The 22,275-nt window shown below is 36.4% G+C and carries 19 protein-coding genes; 8 read left to right on the top strand and 11 right to left on the bottom strand.

Annotation, left to right across the window (positions count from 1 at the left end; genetic code table 11):
- Positions 1–8: 8 nt before the first annotated feature.
- The 7 genes from NOV28_RS01090 to NOV28_RS01060 all read right to left on the bottom strand — a co-directional run bounded on the left by NOV28_RS01090 (position 9) and on the right by NOV28_RS01060 (position 11,679).
- A complete protein-coding gene (locus NOV28_RS01090; RefSeq protein WP_255926676.1) occupies positions 9–533 on the bottom strand; it encodes a nuclear transport factor 2 family protein in 525 nt (174 codons plus the stop codon).
- Between the two features lie 47 nt (positions 534–580).
- Positions 581–2,437, bottom strand: coding sequence for a glycoside hydrolase family 13 protein (locus NOV28_RS01085; RefSeq protein WP_255926674.1), 1,857 nt, complete (start codon positions 2,435–2,437; stop codon positions 581–583).
- A gap of 52 nt (positions 2,438–2,489) precedes the next feature.
- On the bottom strand, positions 2,490–4,643 hold the full coding sequence (locus NOV28_RS01080; RefSeq protein ID WP_255926672.1) for a glycoside hydrolase family 97 protein: 2,154 nt from the start codon (positions 4,641–4,643) through the stop codon (positions 2,490–2,492).
- Positions 4,644–4,783: 140 nt separating this feature from the next.
- Positions 4,784–6,217, bottom strand: coding sequence for a SusE domain-containing protein (locus tag NOV28_RS01075; protein WP_255926670.1), 1,434 nt, complete (start codon positions 6,215–6,217; stop codon positions 4,784–4,786).
- A 32-nt stretch (positions 6,218–6,249) separates the two neighbouring features.
- Positions 6,250–7,341: a SusE domain-containing protein gene (locus tag NOV28_RS01070; protein ID WP_255926668.1), complete on the bottom strand. Its 1,092-nt coding sequence runs from the start codon at positions 7,339–7,341 to the stop codon at positions 6,250–6,252.
- A gap of 18 nt (positions 7,342–7,359) precedes the next feature.
- Positions 7,360–8,922, bottom strand: coding sequence for a RagB/SusD family nutrient uptake outer membrane protein (locus NOV28_RS01065; protein WP_255926666.1), 1,563 nt, complete (start codon positions 8,920–8,922; stop codon positions 7,360–7,362).
- Positions 8,923–8,934: 12 nt separating this feature from the next.
- A complete protein-coding gene (locus tag NOV28_RS01060) occupies positions 8,935–11,679 on the bottom strand; it encodes a SusC/RagA family TonB-linked outer membrane protein (RefSeq protein WP_255926664.1) in 2,745 nt (914 codons plus the stop codon).
- Positions 11,680–12,037: 358 nt separating this feature from the next.
- Here NOV28_RS01060 and metG point away from each other — a divergent pair, with 358 nt between their 5' ends.
- The 3 genes from metG (at position 12,038) to NOV28_RS01045 (ending at position 15,058) form a co-directional block, all read left to right on the top strand.
- Positions 12,038–14,071 (top strand): methionine--tRNA ligase, encoded by a 2,034-nt coding sequence (gene metG, locus NOV28_RS01055; protein ID WP_255926662.1) that lies wholly within the window; start codon positions 12,038–12,040, stop codon positions 14,069–14,071.
- A gap of 84 nt (positions 14,072–14,155) precedes the next feature.
- The gene (locus NOV28_RS01050) at positions 14,156–14,629 is read left to right on the top strand and encodes an Mpo1 family 2-hydroxy fatty acid dioxygenase (RefSeq protein ID WP_255926660.1); all 474 of its coding nucleotides are present in this window, start codon (positions 14,156–14,158) and stop codon (positions 14,627–14,629) included.
- A 30-nt stretch (positions 14,630–14,659) separates the two neighbouring features.
- A complete protein-coding gene (locus tag NOV28_RS01045; protein ID WP_255926658.1) occupies positions 14,660–15,058 on the top strand; it encodes a hypothetical protein in 399 nt (132 codons plus the stop codon).
- Here the strand turns inward: NOV28_RS01045 and NOV28_RS01040 are convergent, their stop codons facing one another.
- A complete protein-coding gene (locus NOV28_RS01040; RefSeq protein WP_255926656.1) occupies positions 15,059–15,757 on the bottom strand; it encodes an SAM-dependent methyltransferase in 699 nt (232 codons plus the stop codon).
- Between the two features lie 265 nt (positions 15,758–16,022).
- On the opposite strand from NOV28_RS01040, the gene NOV28_RS01035 reads away from it, so the two are divergent.
- The 4 genes from NOV28_RS01035 to NOV28_RS01020 are packed head-to-tail and all read left to right on the top strand — an operon-like array spanning position 16,023 to position 18,494.
- The gene (locus NOV28_RS01035; protein WP_255926654.1) at positions 16,023–16,346 is read left to right on the top strand and encodes a PadR family transcriptional regulator; all 324 of its coding nucleotides are present in this window, start codon (positions 16,023–16,025) and stop codon (positions 16,344–16,346) included.
- Positions 16,343–17,041 (top strand): hypothetical protein, encoded by a 699-nt coding sequence (locus NOV28_RS01030; protein ID WP_255926652.1) that lies wholly within the window; start codon positions 16,343–16,345, stop codon positions 17,039–17,041. The genes NOV28_RS01035 and NOV28_RS01030 overlap by 4 nt, the downstream gene beginning before the upstream one ends.
- Position 17,042: 1 nt before the next feature.
- Positions 17,043–17,756: a hypothetical protein gene (locus NOV28_RS01025; RefSeq protein ID WP_255926650.1), complete on the top strand. Its 714-nt coding sequence runs from the start codon at positions 17,043–17,045 to the stop codon at positions 17,754–17,756.
- Between the two features lie 21 nt (positions 17,757–17,777).
- Positions 17,778–18,494 (top strand): hypothetical protein, encoded by a 717-nt coding sequence (locus tag NOV28_RS01020; RefSeq protein WP_255926648.1) that lies wholly within the window; start codon positions 17,778–17,780, stop codon positions 18,492–18,494.
- A gap of 507 nt (positions 18,495–19,001) precedes the next feature.
- On the opposite strand, the gene NOV28_RS01015 is transcribed toward NOV28_RS01020, so the two are convergent.
- Both NOV28_RS01015 and dnaA read right to left on the bottom strand, forming a co-directional pair.
- The gene (locus NOV28_RS01015) at positions 19,002–19,454 is read right to left on the bottom strand and encodes a low molecular weight protein-tyrosine-phosphatase (RefSeq protein ID WP_255926646.1); all 453 of its coding nucleotides are present in this window, start codon (positions 19,452–19,454) and stop codon (positions 19,002–19,004) included.
- 94 nt (positions 19,455–19,548) lie between these two features.
- Complete coding sequence (gene dnaA, locus NOV28_RS01010) at positions 19,549–21,003, bottom strand: chromosomal replication initiator protein DnaA (protein WP_255926644.1); 1,455 nt, start codon at positions 21,001–21,003, stop codon at positions 19,549–19,551.
- Between the two features lie 134 nt (positions 21,004–21,137).
- Here dnaA and NOV28_RS01005 point away from each other — a divergent pair, with 134 nt between their 5' ends.
- Positions 21,138–21,548, top strand: coding sequence for an acyl-CoA thioesterase (locus NOV28_RS01005; protein ID WP_255926642.1), 411 nt, complete (start codon positions 21,138–21,140; stop codon positions 21,546–21,548).
- Here the strand turns inward: NOV28_RS01005 and pepE are convergent, their stop codons facing one another.
- Positions 21,549–22,241: a dipeptidase PepE gene (pepE, locus tag NOV28_RS01000; RefSeq protein ID WP_255926640.1), complete on the bottom strand. Its 693-nt coding sequence runs from the start codon at positions 22,239–22,241 to the stop codon at positions 21,549–21,551. It lies immediately after the preceding gene.
- Positions 22,242–22,275 lie beyond the last annotated feature (34 nt).

Genomic DNA, 22,275 nt, shown 5'->3' with positions numbered 1-22,275 from the left:
TTCAAAAATTATTGATTCTTTAAATTTTTCAGGAGGGAATCTTCGATAGGAGTTTTCGCCTTCACCACCTCATCGATCACCTCATTGGGAACAGTAGTCGATAATACATATTGTCGGATTTTCCATTTGCCACCGATTTTTTCGAGGACACCAGAACCGCGACAGATTTTCATTTGGGTATCTAAAACCTCATCAAACCAAGCGTAATTGCCATCTTTGCTGAAGGTGATATTTCTTTTCAATGAAATGAAATTCCAAGCTTTTCCTTTGTCGAAAAAGGGTTTTGCCCAAACCATGAATTCTTTTTTGTTCCAGACTTCAGTGGCATCGGTTCCGATGAAAGTGGATTCTTCGGCATACAGATCGAAATAATTGGTATAATCTGCAGCGGCAGCGAAAGCATTCAAATCGTCGAGAACTTTAGCGACATTTTTCTTCTGAACGTTTTCGTAGAAGCCTTTTTTCTGGGCTGAAACTGTTGCGGAAAAATTGAAAATCAACAACAAAATTCCAATAAAAGTTATTTTTTTCATAGTAATCATTTTGGTTAGTGTTTGTTTTTAGCACAAAGGATTCAGAATTATTTTAACTCTAAAATTAAGGAAGATTTTCCCGAAACGGTGAGTTTATTTTGTGGATTGATCGAAAAATCTTTTCCTGAAATCACATCTTTTCCGGCAGAAACTCCTGATAAAGATTCTGCGAAACGGCTTAAATCAAAGGTTTGCTCTTTTTCGTTGTTGTTGATAACCACCATTACTTTTTCCTTGTCATTGTATCGGAAATAGACATATACCTTTTCTTTTGGCATATAATGCTTGGTTTTTCCGTTGTGGATGACATCTTTTCCTTTTCTCCAATTCAATATTTTTTGGGTAAAATTATAGAAATCTTGTTGCTCAGGAGTTTGGGTTTTCGGGTTAAAGGCATTTTGCGAATCCCCTTTCCAACCACCCGGAAAATCTCTTCGGATATCGGCATCACCCCCTTTATTTTTGTCACCACGCATTCCAATTTCGGAACCATAATAAATCTGCGGAATTCCTCGAACGGTGGAAATTAAAGTCAGTGCTATTTTGTAATACCTCGAATCTCCATTGAAAATCTCATTGAATCTTTCGGTATCGTGGTTTTCAAAAAAGACGAGAATATTGTTGATGTCGGGATAGAGAAAATCGTTTCCGAATACATTATAAAGCTTGATCATTCCTTTGTCCCAACCGTCTTCTTCCTTCAGTGCAACAGGTAAATCGGTGTACAAAGTAAAATCCATCACTGCCGGTAAATGGGAATTATAGCCATCAATTTCCGCAATCCTGGAATTTTTTTGCCAATAGGAAATATGCGCCGGGCTGTACATCCATGCCTCGCCCACGATATTGAAATTCGGATATTCGTCAGTAATAGCTTTCGCCCATTTTGCCATGGCTTCTTTGTTGTTGTAAGGATAGGTATCCACGCGCATTCCGCCTAATTCCGCATATTCAATCCACCAAATTGCGTTTTGCGTTAAATATTTCAAAACCAAAGGATTGCTTTGATTCAAATCAGGCATCGTGGTATCGAACCAACCGTTTAAGGCTTCTTTTTTATCGATTTCTGCGACATTGGTGTCAAACTGAGAAGTGGTTCTGTAATTGGATCTTTTGAAACCATACTTCCCTTCCCCATCCGGAAATTGGTGAATCCAGGCTTTGGTAGGCAAATCCTGAATCAGCCAATGCGAAATTCCCCAGTGATTAGTCACATAATCCTGAACGAGCTTCATTCCTCGTTTTTGCAATTCTTGGGAAAGTTCCAGATATTCTTCATTGGTTCCGTATCGACCATCGATTTGGTAAAGATCGGTTTGTGCGTAGCCATGGTAGGAAGTTCTTTTTTCATTGTCTTCGTTCACCGGAGTCAGCCAAAGTGCAGTAGCACCCAAATTTTGAAGATAATCGAGATTATTGATAATCCCTCGCAAATCTCCGCCGTGTCTTCCGCTCGGTGCATTTCTATTAGCTTTATCGGTAAGGTTTTTTTGGGAGTCATTGGATAGATCCCCGTTGGCAAACCGATCGGGCATAATTAGATACATCACATCTTTCGAAGTGTACGATGCTCTGTTGGCAGAATTGGGTTTTCTGTTTTTGAGTTCATATTTATAGGAATAAACGGTTTTGTTATTTTCTTTAAAATTAATTTTAAAAAGAGAACGGTTGATTTCATTAGTATTCACGGTGATGAATACATAATTGGGGTTTTCGGTTTTGGTTAAATCTTTAATCTGAATTTGGTCAGAAAGTTCTACCGAATATTTAGAAATATCTTTTCCGTAAACTAAAATCTGAAGTTCCGGATTCTTCATTCCTTTCCACCAAAAAGCGGGTTCCACCTTCTGAATTTGTCCAAAAGAAAGAGCCGAAATAAGAATAAACAAAAGTGATTTTTTCATATTTTCAAAAAAAACCTTACAGGTTGAAGAAACCTGCAAGGTGTGGTTGAGTTTATTTTACTTTAACAGAAATTGCATATCCGCCACTTCTCACGAGTTTCATCGGTAGTTTAGAGGAACTTGTAACTGTTTTTTTATAGATTTTGTAAGACTGTGGATTGTTGATGTAATCCGCATCATCGCCATCTGCGTAAACGGTTGCTTCGTATTTTTTCCCTTTTGGAAGGAAAGAAAAATCTACCGTGAAGTTTCTAGCATTTTCATCGGTAATTCCGCCTACGAACCACTCGTCTTTTCCTTTGGTTTTACGGGCAGTATGGATATAATCTCCTGGTTCAGCAGCCAAAATTTTGGTATCATCCCAATCCAAAGCAACGTCTTTGATAAATTGGAATGCATCCATATGTCTTGCGTAGTTTTCAGGTAAATCAGCAGCCATCTGAAGCGGAGAATACATCACCACATACAGTGCCAACTGCTTTGCCAAGGTAGTTTTCACAAAACGTTTATCACCTGGGAAATAATAATCGAATTTAGTCTGGAAGATTCCCGGTGTGTAATCCATCGGTCCACCCATGAATCGGGTAAATGGCAAAATGGTTTGGTGATCGGGATTATTTCCTCCAAATGCTTCGAATTCAGTTCCACGTGCGGCTTCTGCAGCAATCCAGTTTGGATAGGTTCTGTTCAAACCTGTTGGGCGAACAGATTCATGGGAATTAACCATGATTTTATAATCATTGGCTTTCTCTGCAATTCTTAAATAATGATTGATCATCCATTGTGAATAATGGTGTTCTCCTCTCGGAATAATATTTCCTACATAACCTGTTTTCACAGCGTCGTAGCCATACTTGTTCATCAATTTGAAAGCATCATCTGCCCATCTTTCGTAATTGGTTGCCGAACCCGAAGTTTCGTGGTGCATGATGAGTTTCATATTTTTGGAATGAGCGTAGTCATTCAACATTTTAATATCAAAATCAGGATAAGGCGTCACGAAATCGAATACAAATTCTTTGCTGTGCCCGAACCAATCTTCCCAACCTGCGTTCCAACCTTCGATAAGTAAAGCATCGAAACCATTTGCTGATGCAAAATCGATGTACTCTTTCACTTTAGTATTATTGGCAGCGTGGTTTCCGTTCGGTGTGAGTTTAGAAAAATCGGTTTTTCCGATGTGTACGTTGTTCGCTGTGGAATAAGACCAATTGGATTTTCCGATGATCATTTCCCACCAAACACCCATATATTTTGTAGGTTTAATGTAGGAAGTATCTTTATATTCAGTCGGTTCATTAAGGTTAAAAATCATTTTCGAAGCCAAAACTTCTTCCGCTTTTGGGGAAGCAATAATGGTTCTCCAAGGAGAAACCGCCGGCGTTTGAATATATCCTTTTGCGCCTTGTCCATCAGGGGTTAGGTGGGTTTTAAATTTAAATTGAGCAGCATCCAATTCCAGGTTGGAAGCAGGATAATTAATTACCGCAGCTTCAGCAATGTTCACGTACAATTGGTCCTTTCCTTCTTTTTTAAGCATTAAAGGAGTTTGAACCGCGTTTTTAATTAAAGTTTGCGAAGCATTTCCATCATAGGAAGTTGGCCATTTTGCAGGAATTTCCGAAAGATTGGTCGTCTGAGTTTGGTATTCTTGAGAATCGTAATCTCCGGCAAGCCACCAAGCTTTCATATCGGTTGGCAAATCGATTTCAGAATCTTCTTCTTTGATGATGAAATAGTTCAGATTTTTTTGTTGTGGGAACTCATACCTAAAACCAAGTCCATCATTAAACAATCTGAATTTCAATACAATATGACGATCATTCGCATCCTGATTGAGGGTTACCGCAAGTTCGTTGTAGTGATTGACATACGATTTTTTCTCGCCCATAATTGGATTCCAACTTTCGTTTTTGGAATCAAATTTTTCAGCTGTTTTGGTAAATCCTCCTGATAAATCTTTGCCTTTTTGGTCTTTATTTTCAATTTCGGAAGCAAACTGAATATCGCCATCTCGCAAAAGTCTTAATCCTAATTTAGAATCTTCAACAACGGTTTTTCCTTGGTATTTTAGGTTATAATAAGGAACTCCGCTCTTGAGCTGAAAGTTCATTTCAAACTTTCCGTCGGGGGATTTTAGGGATTGTGCGTTCAGGGAAATACTTCCTAATAATAGAAAAAGTGCTGAGATTTTTATATTTTTCATAATGATTATTTCGAATCAATAAATTTAGAGAAAATGCTAGTAATGACCAAGTTTTTGAGCATTTTTTATCCCCAAAAAACAAAAAAACTGCTGCTAAAATGCAACAGTTTTTTTTAAAAAATTTTAAGGAAAAAATCAGACTATTGAGGAGTCAATTTATAAGTTCCTAATTTGATGTTGGCAGTAATTTTATAAGTAGCGCCACCACCATTGTATTGAATGTTATTGTTATCACCGTTTGGTCCTAAGAAACCTGAGTTTCCAGCGCCATGGATATTACCCCATTCCATACCTGACCAATCTTGCTGACCAAGGAATTTGAATTCAGCTCCATCCGGAACAGCGATTTCATATTCGTAAACACCGTCACCAACTTGAGTCATTTCAAGTGCAGCTCCTGCATTCCAACCTTGGATAGATCCTACCAAATAAACATTGGTCGGTAAAGTAGGAACTGAAGAAGGAGTCACAGTGATGTCTCTTGAGTTTTGGTTAATGGTGATTTTATACATTCCAGAGTCTCCGGTAAACTTCATGTTTTCCGCTCCTGAAGGCTCTAAATTGCTTGACCAAGTTTTGAAATACTTATAAGAATCATTAATTCCAGGTGCATTTAAACTGTAGTTAATAGGATTCCAATCTTGTTGACCTAAGAATCTGAATTCACCATTGTTTTCCAAATAAGTATAAATTTCAGAAATTTCATTGGTGTTTTTCAAAAGCTGTGCTCCTGAAGCATTCCAGCCCACTGCAGTACCACCACCTACAAGATAGAAATCTACATAAGCAGGTTGGTAAGGAGTAACTTTAAAGGTAACAATATCGGAAGCTTTAGTAATGGTACCTCCTGTTGATGTTGTAGTTGCTGTAACTCGAATATCAGCAGAAGATGTTACATTCACAGGAAGTCCTGCTTTGATAGCAATATCATTCAAGGTAAAATTAGAAACCGCCAACTGAGTTTCATCAGTAGTAGTTCCTAATACTTGAAAGTTTGTCGATCCAGCAGCAGCAATCTCCACTGTGTAATCTACGGCAACTCCATAAGTATAATCCGACCAAAGAATAGTGGCAGCTGTTTCTAATGGCGCATCAGCATTCAATGTAATCAATTGACCTGCAGTAGGGTTTTTGATTATAGGTTTTCCGGAAGGATAAGGAGTAACCATAAAACTAATGGCATTCGATACTTCAGAACCTGTTTCTACTCTTACATAAGTATTTTGCGAAGAATAAGGCGAAAGCCCTGCCTGCAACATCGCAGTATTTAATTCACCAATAGTAGTAGTTAAGGTATTTGTAGTAGAAGTACCCAACTCCACTTTAGTTGCAAAATCTTCAGAATTCGAAACAACAACGGTGTAAGTTCCGCTTGTAGTTTTGGAATTATCCCATCTTAACACAAAAGGGTTATTAGCCATCGTTGGATACAAAACTGCAGCTCCTAAAGTAGTATTATACAGAGTAAATGAAGGTTCCGGAGTAGTCCAGTCTCTATCTGCACTTCGGTCGCAAGAGGTGAAAACAAAGGCTGACACCATGGCTACTAATAAATATTTAAATATATTTTTCATAAAATTTTTATTAAGAATTAAAGGAGTCAACATTACTCAACTGGAATAATAGTATATGCTCCTGTTGCATCATTGAAATACACATCATAAGTCCACTCTGCGCCTAAAGGAATATTGGCACCTCCTTGTACTGCAGTTCCAAAGAACTCAGCATTGGTTCCCCAACTAACATCCCAAGCATTGTTTGCTCTGAATTTAAATTCACCAGCTTGTAACGATACTGAATGAGCCATCCAAACATGTGGATCGAAAGTGGATTGTGTCAATTGCGTATCGGTATCCCAATTTCCATTCACTGAACCTATTATTGAAACACTTGTATAAGTTTTTGTCGGCGCAGCTACAGGCTCTAAGGTATAAGTAAGGTCTGTAGTATTTACAGTAAGCTTATAGTATCCTTCAGATAATACTTTGATATCACCTGAACCACCATCAGTACTCAACATTCCAGCTGCAGAACCTAAACCAAACTGAGCATCCCAAGATCCTTTTACTTTAATCATTTTAAATCCTCCAACTTTGAATAAACCGGTAAAGGTATATTGCCCAGTTTCTGTTGATTTTAATAATGGTAATAGATTATTGTTACTTGCTAAGTTATCCCAACCTCCTGCAGTTGCATCTCCTATAAGGTACAAATCAACATATTTGTAAATAGGTGCTGCTAAATAAGGGGTAATCTTCAAACTGGTAACATTTGAAACTTGCTCAAAATCATTATCACCAATGAACGATACAACTCTAAAGTACATTTCCTGTTCAACACCTGGTAAAAAACCAATTTTCTTTGCAGCATTATTCATTTCTACATTTGAAAAAGAAAGATGAGTAACCGATTGAATGGTTGAACCTAAAATTTCTTTAGTCTCAAAACTTTCTGATGCACTGATTTCTACTGTGTATTTTGTTTCTACAGGCACATTAAACTTTGCAGGATCCCAACTTACGGTAATAGCCGGATTAGATGGAAAATTAGGATCCAACACCAAAGTTTGTGCGGAAAGATCCATTACAATTGGGGCAGCTTCTGGAGCTATGGTAATTAATTCTCTGTCTTCACAAGAACTAAGACCCAGAATCACGGTTGCCGCAAGTATAAAATTTTTAAAAATATTATTTTTCATTTTTTGTAAATTAAATAATTAGTAGCCAGGGTTTTGTACAAGATTCGGGTTTACTACCAAATCATTATTTGGAATCGGGAATAGATTGCGGTATTCTGCTACAGCAATTCCGTCTTTTACATTTCCTTTCCAAGGCCATAAATAAGCGGATGAAGTAAATTTACCATATCTGATAAGGTCTGTTCTTCTGGTCATTTCCCAAGATAACTCTCTAGAGCGCTCATCAAGGATAAAATCCAAAGTAAGAACAGAAACAGATGAAGCATTTGCTCTGGTTCTCAATGCATTTACATAACTAAGCGCGGTAGCCATGTTTCCACCACCACCTCTCAAAACAGCTTCTGCATACATTAGATATACGTCCGCTAAACGGTAAACTGGCAAATCTGTTTCAACCCAGTTATCATGAATTCCTGGTGTACCATCGCTCTTAAGGTTTTTGTATTTGATAAAAGCATATCCATCATTAAAATTTCCTAGATCGTTGATTTCAAGAGTTTGTCCATCAGTATAGAAACGACCTCTTTTATCACTACCTTCAAATTTCTGAACAAATGCTTTCGTGGTTCTAAGTCCACCCCATCCACCGTTCACACCGAAATCTGCAGCAACCATATCTCCCCCAATCGCTGCATGCACAAGGTAAGTGGTTCCACCATTCGTTTGTGTATTGGTTCCGTCATAAACAATAGAGAAAATATTCTCAGGATTGTTTACGTGGTTATCTGCTAAGAATAAACTTTCGTAGTTGTTTTTCAACGCATAACCTGCACCAATTACCTTATCGCAATACGCAATTACATCGGCATTTCTTTCTGTTCCGGTATAAACCTTTGCATTCAAATACAATCTTGCCAACAAAGACCATGCGGTAGCTTTATCTACTCTACCGTACTCATTACTTTTAGGAGCTTTCAATCCAGCTTCTGCTTCTTTCAATTGATTTTCTACATATGCAAAAACTTCTGCTCTTGGCATCTGCTTTGGCACTGAACCCAAAGTTGTTTCATCTACAAAAGGTACGTTTCCATAAAGATCCAATAAGTGATAATAAGCTTGTGCTCTTAGGAATTGTGCTTCAGCTCTCATCACTTTTGCTTCATCAAGATCCGCCCCAGAAATTCCATTTTGGCTTAATTTCTCGTCAGAAGTGTTTCTAATAAACTCATTACAGAAAGCAATTTCAGTATATAAACGATAGTACATCGCATTATTGAATTCGTTTGCCGGAGTCCAGATCATTTTGTGAAATTCATGCAATGAACCATCATTCCAGCCAATTACCGCTTCATCTGTAGTGATTTCTTGTAAAACGAAAAGCAAACGCATATAATTGGAAAAACCTCCATCAATGTCTGCTATATCTCCGTTTCCGTCACCTCCCGATTGACCTCCTACAGCCAAACCTCCATATAATTTAGCCAATAGGTTTTTATAATTTCCGAAATCTTTGTATAAACTTGCTGCTGTTACTTCTGTGATAGGCTCTTGTCTTAAATCATTCACACATGAAGTTGCGGTAAGGGTAAGTCCTAAAAGTGCTGCAGCTATAGTATTTTTTGTTATTTTGAAATTTTTCATTTTCTTAAATTATTAAAATTGAAAGTTTAATCCTAATGAATATACTTTAGGTCTTTGGTAGAATCCGTTATCGATATTTCCGAAAATTTCAGGGTCAACTCCTGAATAATCAGTGATTACGAAAACATTCTGAGCCATACCATATACTCGAAGGTTGCTTCCTTTATTGAAAACATCTCCAAAATTGTATCCTAAAGTAAGGTTATCCATTCTTAGGAAAGAAGCATCTTCTACGAAGATATCACTCCAATATTGTGGCGTTTTGAAACCGTACTCTGCGGTAACACTCGACAAGTTCATCAAATAATCGTTGGTTGCAATACTTTGTACGTTCGATTGTGATGCAAAGTTGTTATAAACATAGTTTCCTAATACCGCTCTCAAAGAAGTAGAAAGATCCCAGTTTTTGTAGTTGATTTTGGTAGAGAATCCTAAAGTCGCATCTGGTGTTGTCGATTTATACAGATATTTATCTTTAGTATCAATTTTTCCGTCTCCGTTTCTGTCAACATATACACCATCAAGTGGTTTTCCATTATTGTCATAAACTTGTTGGTAAAGCCAGAAGCTGAATGGGGTATTTCCTACAACATGTGCTTGTACGGTGTTACCAATACCTCCTGAAATTCCACCCTGTTGAATAACATAATCTGGTGCTACATCATCAAAATGAGTGATCGTTGGTTTGTAATGAGATGCATTGAAACTAAACTCCCAAGTGAAATTTTCCTTCTTCACTGGAATTACGTTAATGAGGAATTCAACACCTTCGGTTTCCATTTTACCGATATTTTTGATGTTTGTATTACTGAATTCTCCCGCAGGTACTTGTACTCTCGCTTGCAAATCGGAAGTATTCTTTTTAAACCAATCGATGGAACCGGTAATTCTGTTGTTCCAGAATCCATAATCCAATCCTGCGTTGATGGTAGCAGTAGTTTCCCAAGTCAAATTAGGATTATACTGTGTTGGACGGTACATAAAATAAAACTCTTCACCGAAGCCGTATTGTGCAGTTGCGTCTGAAACGTTGTAAGAAGGGAATGAATTATAATAACCTCCTACTTCTTGTTGTCCGGTTTCTCCCCAACCTCCTCTTAGTTTCAAGTCGGAAACTGCATTGACATCTTTTAGGAAGTTTTCACTCTTAATTTTCCATGCTCCGGAGAACGACATAAAGGTACCCCAGTTGTTTTTCAAATCCGTACCGTTATAGAATCTTGAGGAAGCATCTCTTCTTACAGATCCAGTAAGGATATATTTATCTGCTATTGTAAAAATACCTCTACCATAGAATCCTAATAATACCAGATTACCTTCATAATCTCTTGATGGAGCAGGTGCATTATAAGAAGGATCTCCATTGTAAGTTAAAGCTCCTGGTACTTTATCATTAAATTTTTGGTAGGAATAACCTGCCATCAAATCCAATTTGGTATCAATAGCTGAAATCTCTTTCACATAATTCAAATAAGTCTCTAATAATTTATTGGTTTTTTCTTGAGTATAATCTCTGCGAGTACCAAGATTAAAGAAAGTGCTTCGGTAACCTGCATATTCGGTCACTGCTCCAGTCCCTTTTTGGTAATCATATCCTAAGTTGATATTCCAGTGCAAATCTGGTAAAAAGTGGAATTTATAATCCAATTGTAAACCTGTAATCCCTCTGAATACAGTGGAAACATCTCTTCGTGCTTCCAATGAAGAAAGTGGGTTACTTGTACCATTCACATTAAGAGCTCCATTCGGCAAAAACCATTCCCAATAGTTTCCTACTTGGTCCCCTTGTGCAGAATAATCACGTACAGATTGGGTAGGATCCATTTGCTGTGCTGCTCCAATAACTCCCGCATTGAAACGGTTTTCAGTCATCGATCCTTTGAAGGTTGCTGTTACTGCTAAATGATTATCAAAGAATTTTGGAGTCAAATTTAATCCTACTGATGTTCTTCTAAATTCATTAGTTTTCACCAATCCGTTTTGCTCGGTATATCCTAAAGATAAACGATAAGGTAATTTTTTAATTCCACCTGATAACGACACATTATTATCTGTTCCCCATGCAGTCTGGAAAATCTCATCTTGCCAATTGGTATTCGATGTACCAAGCATGTCAATGTATTTCTGCTGGGTAGCATGCTTCATTACATATTCTCTGAATTCATCAGCCGTCAATACATCCTGATTTCCCATTTTGGTCGAAACTGACGCTGAAGTAGAGAAGTTCACTTTCAGTTTTCCTGCTGAACCTTTTTTGGTAGTAATCAAAATTACCCCGTTTGAAGCTCTGTTTCCGTAAATTGCTGCTGCGGATGCATCTTTCAAAACACTAAATGATTCAATATCGTTCGGGTTGATCAAAGCCAATGCATTTGATGCTCCTGAAACGCCTCCGAAATCCATAGGTAAACCATCGACAACAATTAATGGGTCATTGCTTGCCGTAAGCGAAGCCCCTCCTCTAATTCTAATCGTAGAACCCGCGCCCGGATTCCCTCCGTTTCCGGTGATGGTAACTCCCGGAGCCTTCCCTTGAATCAATTGATCTGCAGAAGTTGCCCCTCCGTTGAAATCTTTAGACGAAATAGATGCAATTGATCCCGTAAGGTCAGCTTTCTTTTGCTTCCCATATCCAATCAAAACAACTTGTTCGATATCAGCAGTTTTCACTGAATCCGCTGTTTGTGCGTGCAACATTGAACCCGCCAATAACAAAAAGGCCGGTGCAATTTTCAAAACTGTAGTATAGTTTCTCACAAAAATAAAATTTAAGGATTAATATTCTTTACTTAATTTCTTCACATCATGAAGTCTTGCAATTTAAACAAATATTCAATTATTCCTAAAATTTTATTAAAATTGTTAATTTTCTCTGATAATTATCATATATTAATTGTGAATATTTAAATGAACACATTCATTATCAACACCTTAACTATTTTATTGTCTCACCAGTGAGAATATAAACATTAACAAAAAGTTAAACGAATGTTTATCTTTTTTACGCTATAACTTCCCCCTTTTTCTATAACTAAGCAATGAATTATTAACTATTCAATAATTTTATATTAACATTCCTAACCCTTATCTTTGCAAAAATTAAAGAGATCAATTTATGTCAGCAAGAAAGATGATTACTGCGGCTTTGCCCTATGCAAACGGGCCCGTGCATATTGGCCATTTAGCAGGGGTATATATTCCCGCAGATGTTTACGCAAGATTTCAAAGAAGACTTGGTAAAGAGGTTGCATTTATCTGTGGCTCCGATGAACACGGAATTCCTATTACCATTAGAGCTAAAAAAGAGGGCGTTACTCCACAAGATATTGTGGACAAATACCACGGAATCATCAAAAAATCTTTCGCCGATTTGGGCATTTCTTTTGACGAATATTCCCGCACTACTTCCAAAAAACACTACGAAGTAAGTCAGGATTTTTTCACAACATTGTATAATAAAGAAAAATTCACCGAAGAAGTTTCAGAACAATACTTCGACGAACAGGCCAACGAATTTCTTGCCGACCGATATATCGTAGGAACCTGCCCAAATTGCGGCAACGATAATGCTTACGGTGACCAATGCGAAAAATGCGGTTCTACCCTTTCGCCTTCCGAATTGATCAATCCCAAATCAATGTTGAGTGGAAATGTTCCTATTTTAAAGGAAACCAAAAACTGGTATCTTCCTTTAAATGATTATGAAAATTTCCTAAACGAATGGATCATCGAAGGCCATAAAGACGATTGGAAACCCAATGTTTACGGACAAGTAAAATCATGGTTAAATGATGGCTTGAAACCAAGAGCAATGACCAGAGATCTCAATTGGGGTGTACCTGTTCCGCTTCCTGATGCTGATGGAAAAGTACTTTATGTATGGTTTGATGCGCCAATCGGTTATATTTCTTTCACCCAAGAATGGGCAGAAAAAAACGGTAAAAACTGGAAAGATTACTGGCAAAATGAAGAATCTGATTTGATTCACTTCATTGGAAAAGATAACATCGTGTTCCACTGTATTATTTTCCCTGCAATGATGAAGGCTCACGGAGATTACATCATGCCGAAAAACGTTCCGGCTTTTGAATTCTTGAATCTTGAAAACGATAAAATTTCAACTTCCAGAAACTGGGCGGTTTGGGCGCACGAATACGTGGAAGAATTCCCGGGTCAACAAGATGTTTTGCGTTACGCATTACTTTCTTCGGCTCCGGAAACGAAAGATAACAATTTTACTTGGAAAGATTTCCAAACCAAAAACAATTCAGAATTGGTAGGTATTTTCGGAAACTTCATCAACAGAGTTGCCGTTCTGATTCATAAATATTACGACGGAGTGGTTCCTGCAGGTGACGAAAATGCTGTAGAACTCAATGAAATCACAAAAGCTGCCACCGAAATCGAAAACTTCCTCGAAAATTTCGAATTCAGAAATGCATTGTCTGCAATGATGAATTTAGCAAGATTTGGAAACCAATATCTGCAAACAGAAGAACCTTGGAAAACCATAAAAGACAACCCAGAAAAAGCTGCAAGTTCCCTTTTCGTAGCTGCACAAATTGCGGTTGGTTTGGCTCAAGTTTGCGAACCGTTCATGCCGTTCAGCGCTGAAAAACTTCAGAAAATGTTCAATGTTCCTCAAATCAATTGGGAGCAACTGAAAAACAATAAGGTTTTAATTAAAACCGGAGATCAAATCAATAATGCGGAACTTTTATTTTCTAAAATTGAAGATGAAACCATCGAATTCCAAATTCAAAAATTAGAAAACACCAAAGCTTCCAACAAAAAAACCAACCCAAATGCCAATCCTATGAAAGACGAAATACAGTTCGACGACTTCACCAAAATCGATTTAAGAACCGCAACAATCCTTACCGCTGAAAAAGTGGAAAAAGCTGACAAATTGCTGAAATTCTCTGTAGATACAGGCGTTGACGTAAGAACCGTGGTTTCAGGAGTTGCCGAAAGTTTCACTCCGGAAGAATGTGTAGGAAAACAGGTGATGATTTTATTAAATCTTGCACCAAGAAAAATCCGCGGTATTGAATCTCAAGGAATGTTACTTTTAACCACCAAACCCGACGGAAAATTAGCGTTTGTAACTCCAGATGTTCCCGTAGAAAACGGCGTGGAAATCGGCTAAACAAACTTTCTTATTCATCATAAAAAAAAGATTTTGAGCTTATTCAAAATCTTTTTTTTATTTTTAATAATTAATTCAATCGCCATGAGAAAAATCGATCAGCTTTTCGCCGAATATGCCGAAAGCCATCAAAACCTCACCAACAAAACCATTCACTGGATTTGTGTACCGTTGATTTTCTGGTCTATTTTGGGATTTGTCTCGCTGATTCCGGCGCCGCACTTTTTCGTCCGATATTTTGGAGCGATCAGTTTGGTTTCTTTGGCAGCGCTGCTTTTAGTAACGGTTTTTTATTTCAGGTTATCGTGGCGCATTGCTTTGATGATGATTCTTATCATGCTTTTGATGGAACATTTGGTATATTTCATCAACATCAAATTTGAAAACAAATCCTGGATCGTTTTCCTCGCCGTTTTTGTAATTTCTTGGATTGGTCAGTTTTATGGCCATAAAATAGAAGGCAAAAAACCAAGTTTCATGAAGGATTTGCAGTTTCTTTTGGTCGGTCCGATCTGGCTTCTGCATTTTATTTTAAAGAAATGGGGAATTAAATATTAATAGAATCAATTCATCAAAAAAAACTACATCATGAAATCAATATTTATCGCTTTCTTGGCTATTTTCAGCCTAATTTCTTGCCGAAATGAAAACGAATTAGACACCAAAAATCTAGTCGGAAACTGGGATTGGGTTTCTACCTCCGGAGGAATTGGCGGACAAACAGAAACGCCCAATTCTACTGGGAAAAACATCATCCTGACTTTTACCGAGGACGACAGATACAGTTTTACGACCGACGGAACGGTGACGAACGAGGGCACTTTCAGTTTATACAAAGATGTTTCCGACTTATCGCATTACGAAGTTACTTTTTTGCATTTCTCCAATTTTTCAAACGATGTGGTCATCAACAAAAATGAAGATGGAGAACTTGTTTTCAGTGACGATACGAATGACGGATTCACCTACGTTTATCACAAACAATAACTATTTCCCGATCACAAAAACCGCCGGAATTTTATGAAGTTCCGGTTTATTTTTCTGCCATTCTTTAATGGTTAAAGTTTTAATAAATTCCTCATTTGGATCATTAATATTAGCAGCGATACAAAGTTTCGTATTTGGGGAAAGAAACCTGCACAAATCCTCGAAAAGCGGGTTATTACGGTACGGAGTTTCCATGAAAATCTGCGAATAACCGGTTTTCTGAACCTGATTTTCAAGAAAATGAATCTTCGTTTTCTTTTCAGTTTTATCGATCGGCAAATAGCCATGAAAGGTAAATTCCTGACCATTAAAACCACTTGAAATCAAAGCCAAAATGATCGACGAAGGTCCATTGATCGGAACAACTTTAATGTTATTTTCGTGACACCATTTCACCATTAAATTTCCCGGATCGGCGATACACGGAAGTCCTGCTTCGGAAAGCAAACCAAAATCTTGGCCGTTTTTCATCAGCTTTTGCGCTTCTTTTAAATTAACATTTGTGGAATATTTATCCAAAAGAAAAAGCTTAAGATCGGCCTGTTTTTTTTCGGGTGCGAAGAACTTAATCACCTTTCTGGCGGTTTTTTCGTTTTCCACAAAGAAATAATCGGTTTTAAGAATATATTCTTTAATCGAAGGTGCAAAATACTCAATGGGCGAATTTTCAGACAGATAAGCGGGAATTAAAAACAACATAAAAACAAAAGTTTGATGAAACCATTTTCCAGCTGATTTAAAACAAGAAACTCAACAACAGAATTTCCACCAGCCGCTTCAAATATATTGATTTGTTTTGAATTCCCTTTCCTGTTAATGGTTTTATTTATTAAAATGGGTAGAATTAAATGGAGTTTTTGAAAGGAAAAAAAATCCCGAAGAAAATATTTTCAAAGAAGGAGAAAAAAAATTTTGATACCTAAGAAAATTATACATAGATTTGTAATACATAATTTAATTAGGTATGAAAAACAATGCGCTTTACAAAGGCACACTCCAAAATATTATCCTGAAACTCTTAGCTTCGGAAGTAAAAATGTATGGCTATCAACTGACGCAGCGGGCAAAAGAACTCACCAAAGGAGAGTTGGAAATGACAGAAGGAGCCCTCTATCCGCTTCTTCACAAACTGGAAGCCGAGGGAATCATTTTCTCAGAAATTCAAACCGTGAACGGCCGCGACCGCAAATATTACCTACTCACCGAAAAGGGAAAACGCCAACAAAAAACGCAGGAAGACGAAATGAGAAGCTATATTTTTAACCTTAATTCCATTTTTGATTTATGATAACTTCGGAACAAGAGAAAAGGATAAAAAATTATTTGTTAGGATGCGGATTGGCAATCAATATCATGCTGGAAATAAAAGACCACATGATTGCTCAATTGGACGAATTAATGTTTAAAGGAAAAAACTTTGAAGACGCTTTTGACGAGGTAAAAAAATTATGGGAACCGGAATTGAAACCAGCAAGAATGTTTCTTTTCAGTGCAGGAAGAATGCCGAAAATCCAGAAAAAATTGATTAGTAAGGAATCCAATATATTCTGGATGAAAGCTCTGTTATTTTCTTTAATCGTTTTAGGAATGTTTATCGTTTTGGCAAAAACTATGAACAATGAATCATTTAGCTATTTTTACAAAGCTTATTATATTCTCGCTTTTGCTGTTGTTACTTACATTCTCATTTCTAATTATAAGATTTTTATTATAAAAAGAAAATTCCGACATCATAAAATTGCAACTTCACAATATTTAATATCATCTATTTTTACAGGACTTTTATATAATTTGTTGGAATTGCTAAGCTTTGATGACAGACCAGCAAAATTCTATGAAAACATCAATTCATCAAATCATATTTTATATGCTCCATTTTTGTGGATTATTGTAGCCAACGGATTTTTGGTTTACGGAATATTGGCATTCCTAAACTACAAAAAAGAGGTAAAAACAGTAGAAAACTTCTTAAAAACAAATTGATATGATAACCGAACCTCAACTCACCGAAATCCGCAATTATCTATTATCGAAAAAACTTCCGATTGACATCTTAATGGAAGTAGAAGATCATTTTATTTCTCAAATAAACAGTGAAATAGATAAAGGAAACATGTCGTATGAAGTAGCATTTCTTAAAACAAAAAATAGTTGGGCTGATGAGCTTTCGTGGGAAATACCTTTTTATATTTTAGCTAACAGAGCAGATGGAGCAATAACTAAGTTTGAAAGCAGGGTGCGAAGAGATGCTCAATGGAGCACATCTAAGGCTGCACTGTTTACTGCAGTGCTAATAATTGTATTATTGTTTTTTGTAACCAGAATGAATGGTGTTCAATACCATCTTCTTTCAATTAAAATATTTTTAGGGGTTTGCTATGCATTTGCATTTCTACCAATTCTTTATAATCTGATTATAAATTCGGCTGCTTATAAAAAGAAGTATCAAAAGTATAAATTTTCAGTATACCATGATCGCATTTTTTGGGTATTCAGTTTTGTATATTTCATGCTGATATATCTGAAACCATTTGATGAATGGCTTCCTGCATTTATCAATTTTGAATTCTCACAAACAATAATTCTGAAAATTTTAGGTTTAGTAGCTATTTATTTTGTACTTATTTATACTGGAATCTGGCAAATTAGATTTGCAAAAAAAATGAAGAAAATAAAAAAGTTTTTAAAACTTGCTTAGGCAATATAAATTTAGATTAAAATGTCCGATCAACCACAATCTGAAATCCGGAATTACCTACTCTCTAAAAAACTTCCGATAGATGTTTTAATGGAAGTGGAAGATCATTTTGTAACTCAAATTAATGAACTGCAAAATCATGAACAGCAAGATTTTAATCAAGCATTTGATAAAACAAAAAACTCATGGCAAAACGAACTAAAACCCTACTGGAACGGAAGTTTGAGTCTAGAAGATGTCTCAGATTTCATGCGTAAAGTGAGAAAAGAAAACGAAATATCAAACCTTCAATTTGCCTTAAAATGGAGCGTTTTACCACTGATAATGATTTTCACAGGCTTATTACTTTTTGACGCTGAAAAATTTGGAATTTTCACGATTTCCATACTCATCGCAATGGAAATAGCGGTTTTCATCAACTATCTTCATCATTATCAAGATTTTAAGCTCGTTAAAAAATACCCAAATTACACGCTAACTTGGCACCAACATTCAATTTTCATTTTCATCATAATCCTTTCACCAACCATAAATATTTTTGAAAGATTTCTAAATTCCCCAGAAAAATATCAAAACTTGCTTTTATTAAAAGGAAACATTTCCGAATTCATATTCACTCTTTTACCAATATTACTTTTAATTTTTGGTTCATTATTTTCCTATTCTTCACAGAAAAATTATTTAAGACAAATCCAAAAAGTAAAGCCATATCTTAAACACTTAAAATTAAGCAATTAGAAACACCTATGTCTCACTCTCTTTAAATATCTCTTCTCTTCTTTATTAAAGAAAAATAAGCCAATCGATTTTATACACTTCGGTTTGTACCTCACTCAAATTGCACAATTACATCAAAAACACAAAATCCACACAAATAAATTTATACTGCAAAACCACACCTTCCACATTATTTTCATATTTTTACTTTACATTGTGATAACAACACACTCCCTTCCGAAAAAACACTTTTTTCCACCTATTAATTCTCTCGAAACCACTTACAGAAAGCCAATCACAAAGGTTGAGCCGTACTTCAGCCATAGTTGAGCCGTACCAAAGCCCTATCTACTTGTAGTATACTTCATGTCTAGTTCAAGGATAAGCTATATTAAAGCAATGTGCCATCAACCGTTCTTCCGACAATACCGAAAGACTACGGAGCTTTTCCTTTACCCGCATAATATTTTAAATTCGAAGCTGATGATATTTAGAAAATAATCAAAAGACAAAAAAGACAATTTCCACTTAAGAAATCAATTTAGCCACAATAGAATCGGCTGCTTCGTCGAGTATTTGGTAAACGTTTTCAAAATCGGAAAGATCGCCCCAATAAGGATCCGGAACATCAGTTTGATCACCCGTGAAACCAGCTTCTTCTAAATAAAGAACTATTTTTTGGCGCTGATTTTCATTTTTTGCCATTGAAATCACCGTTTCGAAAACACTCAAATCCATACAATAAATCAGATCAAAATCTTCAAAATCTTGCGCTGTAATTGGTCTGGAACGTTGTTTGGAAATATCAAGTCCATGTTTTTGGGCCGTAGAAATGGAGCGTTGATCGGGATGTTCGCCTTCATGCATAGAAATAGTTCCGGCAGAATCTACGGTAAAATTTTCGGGAAGTTTAGATTTCAGTATTCCTTCTGCGAGTGGGCTTCGGCAGATATTTCCGAGACAAACGGCTAATATTTTCATAATGAATAAACAATATCGATGATGAGCAATATTACAAAAAATGAAGAATATCGCTATTCTTCATTCTATTAATTTTTATTAAAACCTCGACAATTTATTGCTTGATTTTCTCGGTAAGTTCTTTTACGTATTTCTTCAGTTCCTTGTCGATTTTGGAAACATCTTTAATCGTATCGCAAGCGTACATCACGGTAGAGTGATCTTTTCCGCCCATTTCCTCGCCAATTTTGGTGAAGGTGGCATTAGTAAATTCTTTTGCAAAATACATTGCAAGCTGTCTTGGCAAGGCAATTTCTCTTTTTCTGGTTTTCGATAAAAGCTGCTCTCGCTGGATTCCGAAATACTCACAAACCACTTCCTGAATATAAGGAATATTGATCACCTTTTTCTGGTTGGCTGCAATTTTATTGATGGTTTCCTTAAGAAGTTCAAGGCTTAAATCAGATTTATAAATCGTAGAATAAGCGATCACAGAATTGATAACCCCGATCAGTTCTCTAACATTGGTTTTCACCTCAGATGCTAGAAAATCGAGCATATCTTCTGTCAAAACGATTCCATCACGGCTTAATTTATCTACAATAATTTTTCTTCTGGTATCAAAATCCGGAGATTTTATTTCTGCAGAAAGTCCCCATTTGAAACGGGAAACAATTCGATCCTGAATATCTAAAATATCAACCGGCGCTTTATCGGAAGTCAAGATAATTTGCTTTCCGTTTTGGTGCAGATAATCGAAAATATGGAAGAAGCTGTCTTGAGTCGATTTCTTACCGGAAAGAAATTGAATATCATCGATGATCAAAACATCCACCATTTGGTAGAAATTTGCAAATTCTGTCTGTTTATGAGCTTTTGCAGCCGATACAAATTGCTGAATAAATTTTTCTGAAGATAAATAAAGAACTACTTTATCCGGAAAAGCATTTTTTACTTCCAAACCAACTGCATGTCCCAAATGCGTTTTCCCAACTCCATAACCTCCATATAAAAACAAAGGGTTAAATGCGGTTGCTCCTGGTCTTTTAGCAATAGATCTTGCAACAGTAGCAGCAAATTTATTGCTTTCTCCTTCTACATAGTTGTCAAAAGAAAAATCAGCTTTTAGATTAGAGTCAATATTTACTTTTTTCATTCCTGGAACCACAAACGGGTTGATCAGGTTTGCAGAAAATGAAGGTGGCAAAGTTTCCTGTACTTTTGGTGTAGGAATGCTTTTGCCCTTAACGTTCATGGTAATAGGCTGTTCCTGACCGGCCGGTTTATTTTCCATGACGGAATACCAAAGCTTTACGCCTTTACCTAAATTCTTTTTTAGGGCAGCAGATAATAAAGACAAATAATTGTCTTCAATATATTCTTTGTAGAAATCGCTCGGGACTAATAGCGTAAGATTATTGCTGACCAATGAAACTGGCTGCACATTATCAAAGAGTAAATCAAAAGAGTTTTCGAGTTTTTTCAGGTCGGTATTGTCTTCTGCTGCATTGAGGTTATCCCTCATGAACTGTAGACATTTCTCCCAGATAATAGTTAAATTTTCATTCATTTTCTTTCAGCTTTTTCCGGCAAATTTTATTTTTTGGACAGGAAGACAAATATCTAATTTTTAATTTTGATAAAAAAATTTTTGTGCTATTGGTTATTAAAAAATATATTTGTATGACAGATTAACCAATTACCATGATACACACAAAACACTCATTAAGAGTACGTTACGGAGAAACAGATCCCATGAAATACGTCTATTACGGCAATTACGCCGAATACTTCGAAGTGGCCAGAGTGGAACTATTTCGGGAGCTCGGAATGTCTTATTATGAGATTGAAAATCAGGGGATATGGTTACCTGTTTCGGAGTTCTCCATTAAGTATTTGAAGCCTGCTTTGTATGATGAAATTCTGGAAATCCATACCTACATCAAAAAAATTCCGGGAGTTAGAATTGAATTTGAATATGAAATTTATAACAGTTCTAAACTGAAAATTACCGAGGCAAAAACTACCCTCTTTTTTCTAGATTCCAAAACCAATAAAATCATAAAATGCCCCGATTTTCTGATGAGCCTCATCGAAAAAAAATGGCAAGAATAATTAAAGCGCTGTTCCCGGCTTGATTTCGTAAGGTTCTTTATTTTTTTCGAAAACTCTGGTCATTTCACTTCCTTCTACGGTGATTTGGCCATCCTTATTTCGAATCCAATTTCCTTCTCGCAAACCAATGACCTTAACATCATTTTGGGTTAAAAACTCTTTAATTCGAGTTTCACGGGTTTCTCCGTTATGTTTTAAATCCGGGTTGGGATCCAGATAATGCGCATTGATATTGAAAGGAACCAATCCCATACAATCAAAACTCGACGGATATACAATAGGCATGTCGTTCGTTGTTTTCATATTCATCCCGCCAATATTCGAACCGGCACTACAACCAAGATAAGGTTTTCCTTTTTCAATATTTTCTTTCAGTACCTGCATCAGATGTTCTTCATGTAAAGTTTTTACCAAAAGAAAAGTATTTCCGCCACCGGTGAAAAAACCTTGTGCAGATTCAATTGCTTTAGTTTTATATTCAAATTCATGCAATCCTTTTACCCTAATTCCAAGTGGGGCAAAAAAAGCTTTGGCTTTTTCGGTATATTCTTCATGAGAAATTCCACCAGGTCTTGCAAAAGGAATAAAAACAATTTCATCAATTCCATTAAAAAGATTTTTAATTTCCTCCGTGAGATATTCCAAATAATTGCCACCAAAAAGCGTGGACGTAGAAGCAAGAACAATATTCATAATGCAGTAATTTACACGCAAAGATACTTAGAAA

This window comes from Kaistella montana (assembly GCF_024436175.1).
Classification (GTDB): Bacteria; Bacteroidota; Bacteroidia; order Flavobacteriales; family Weeksellaceae; genus Kaistella; species Kaistella montana.
The sequence above is the reverse complement of the archived record's forward strand: the minus strand, read 5'-3'. Positions and strand labels throughout refer to the sequence as shown.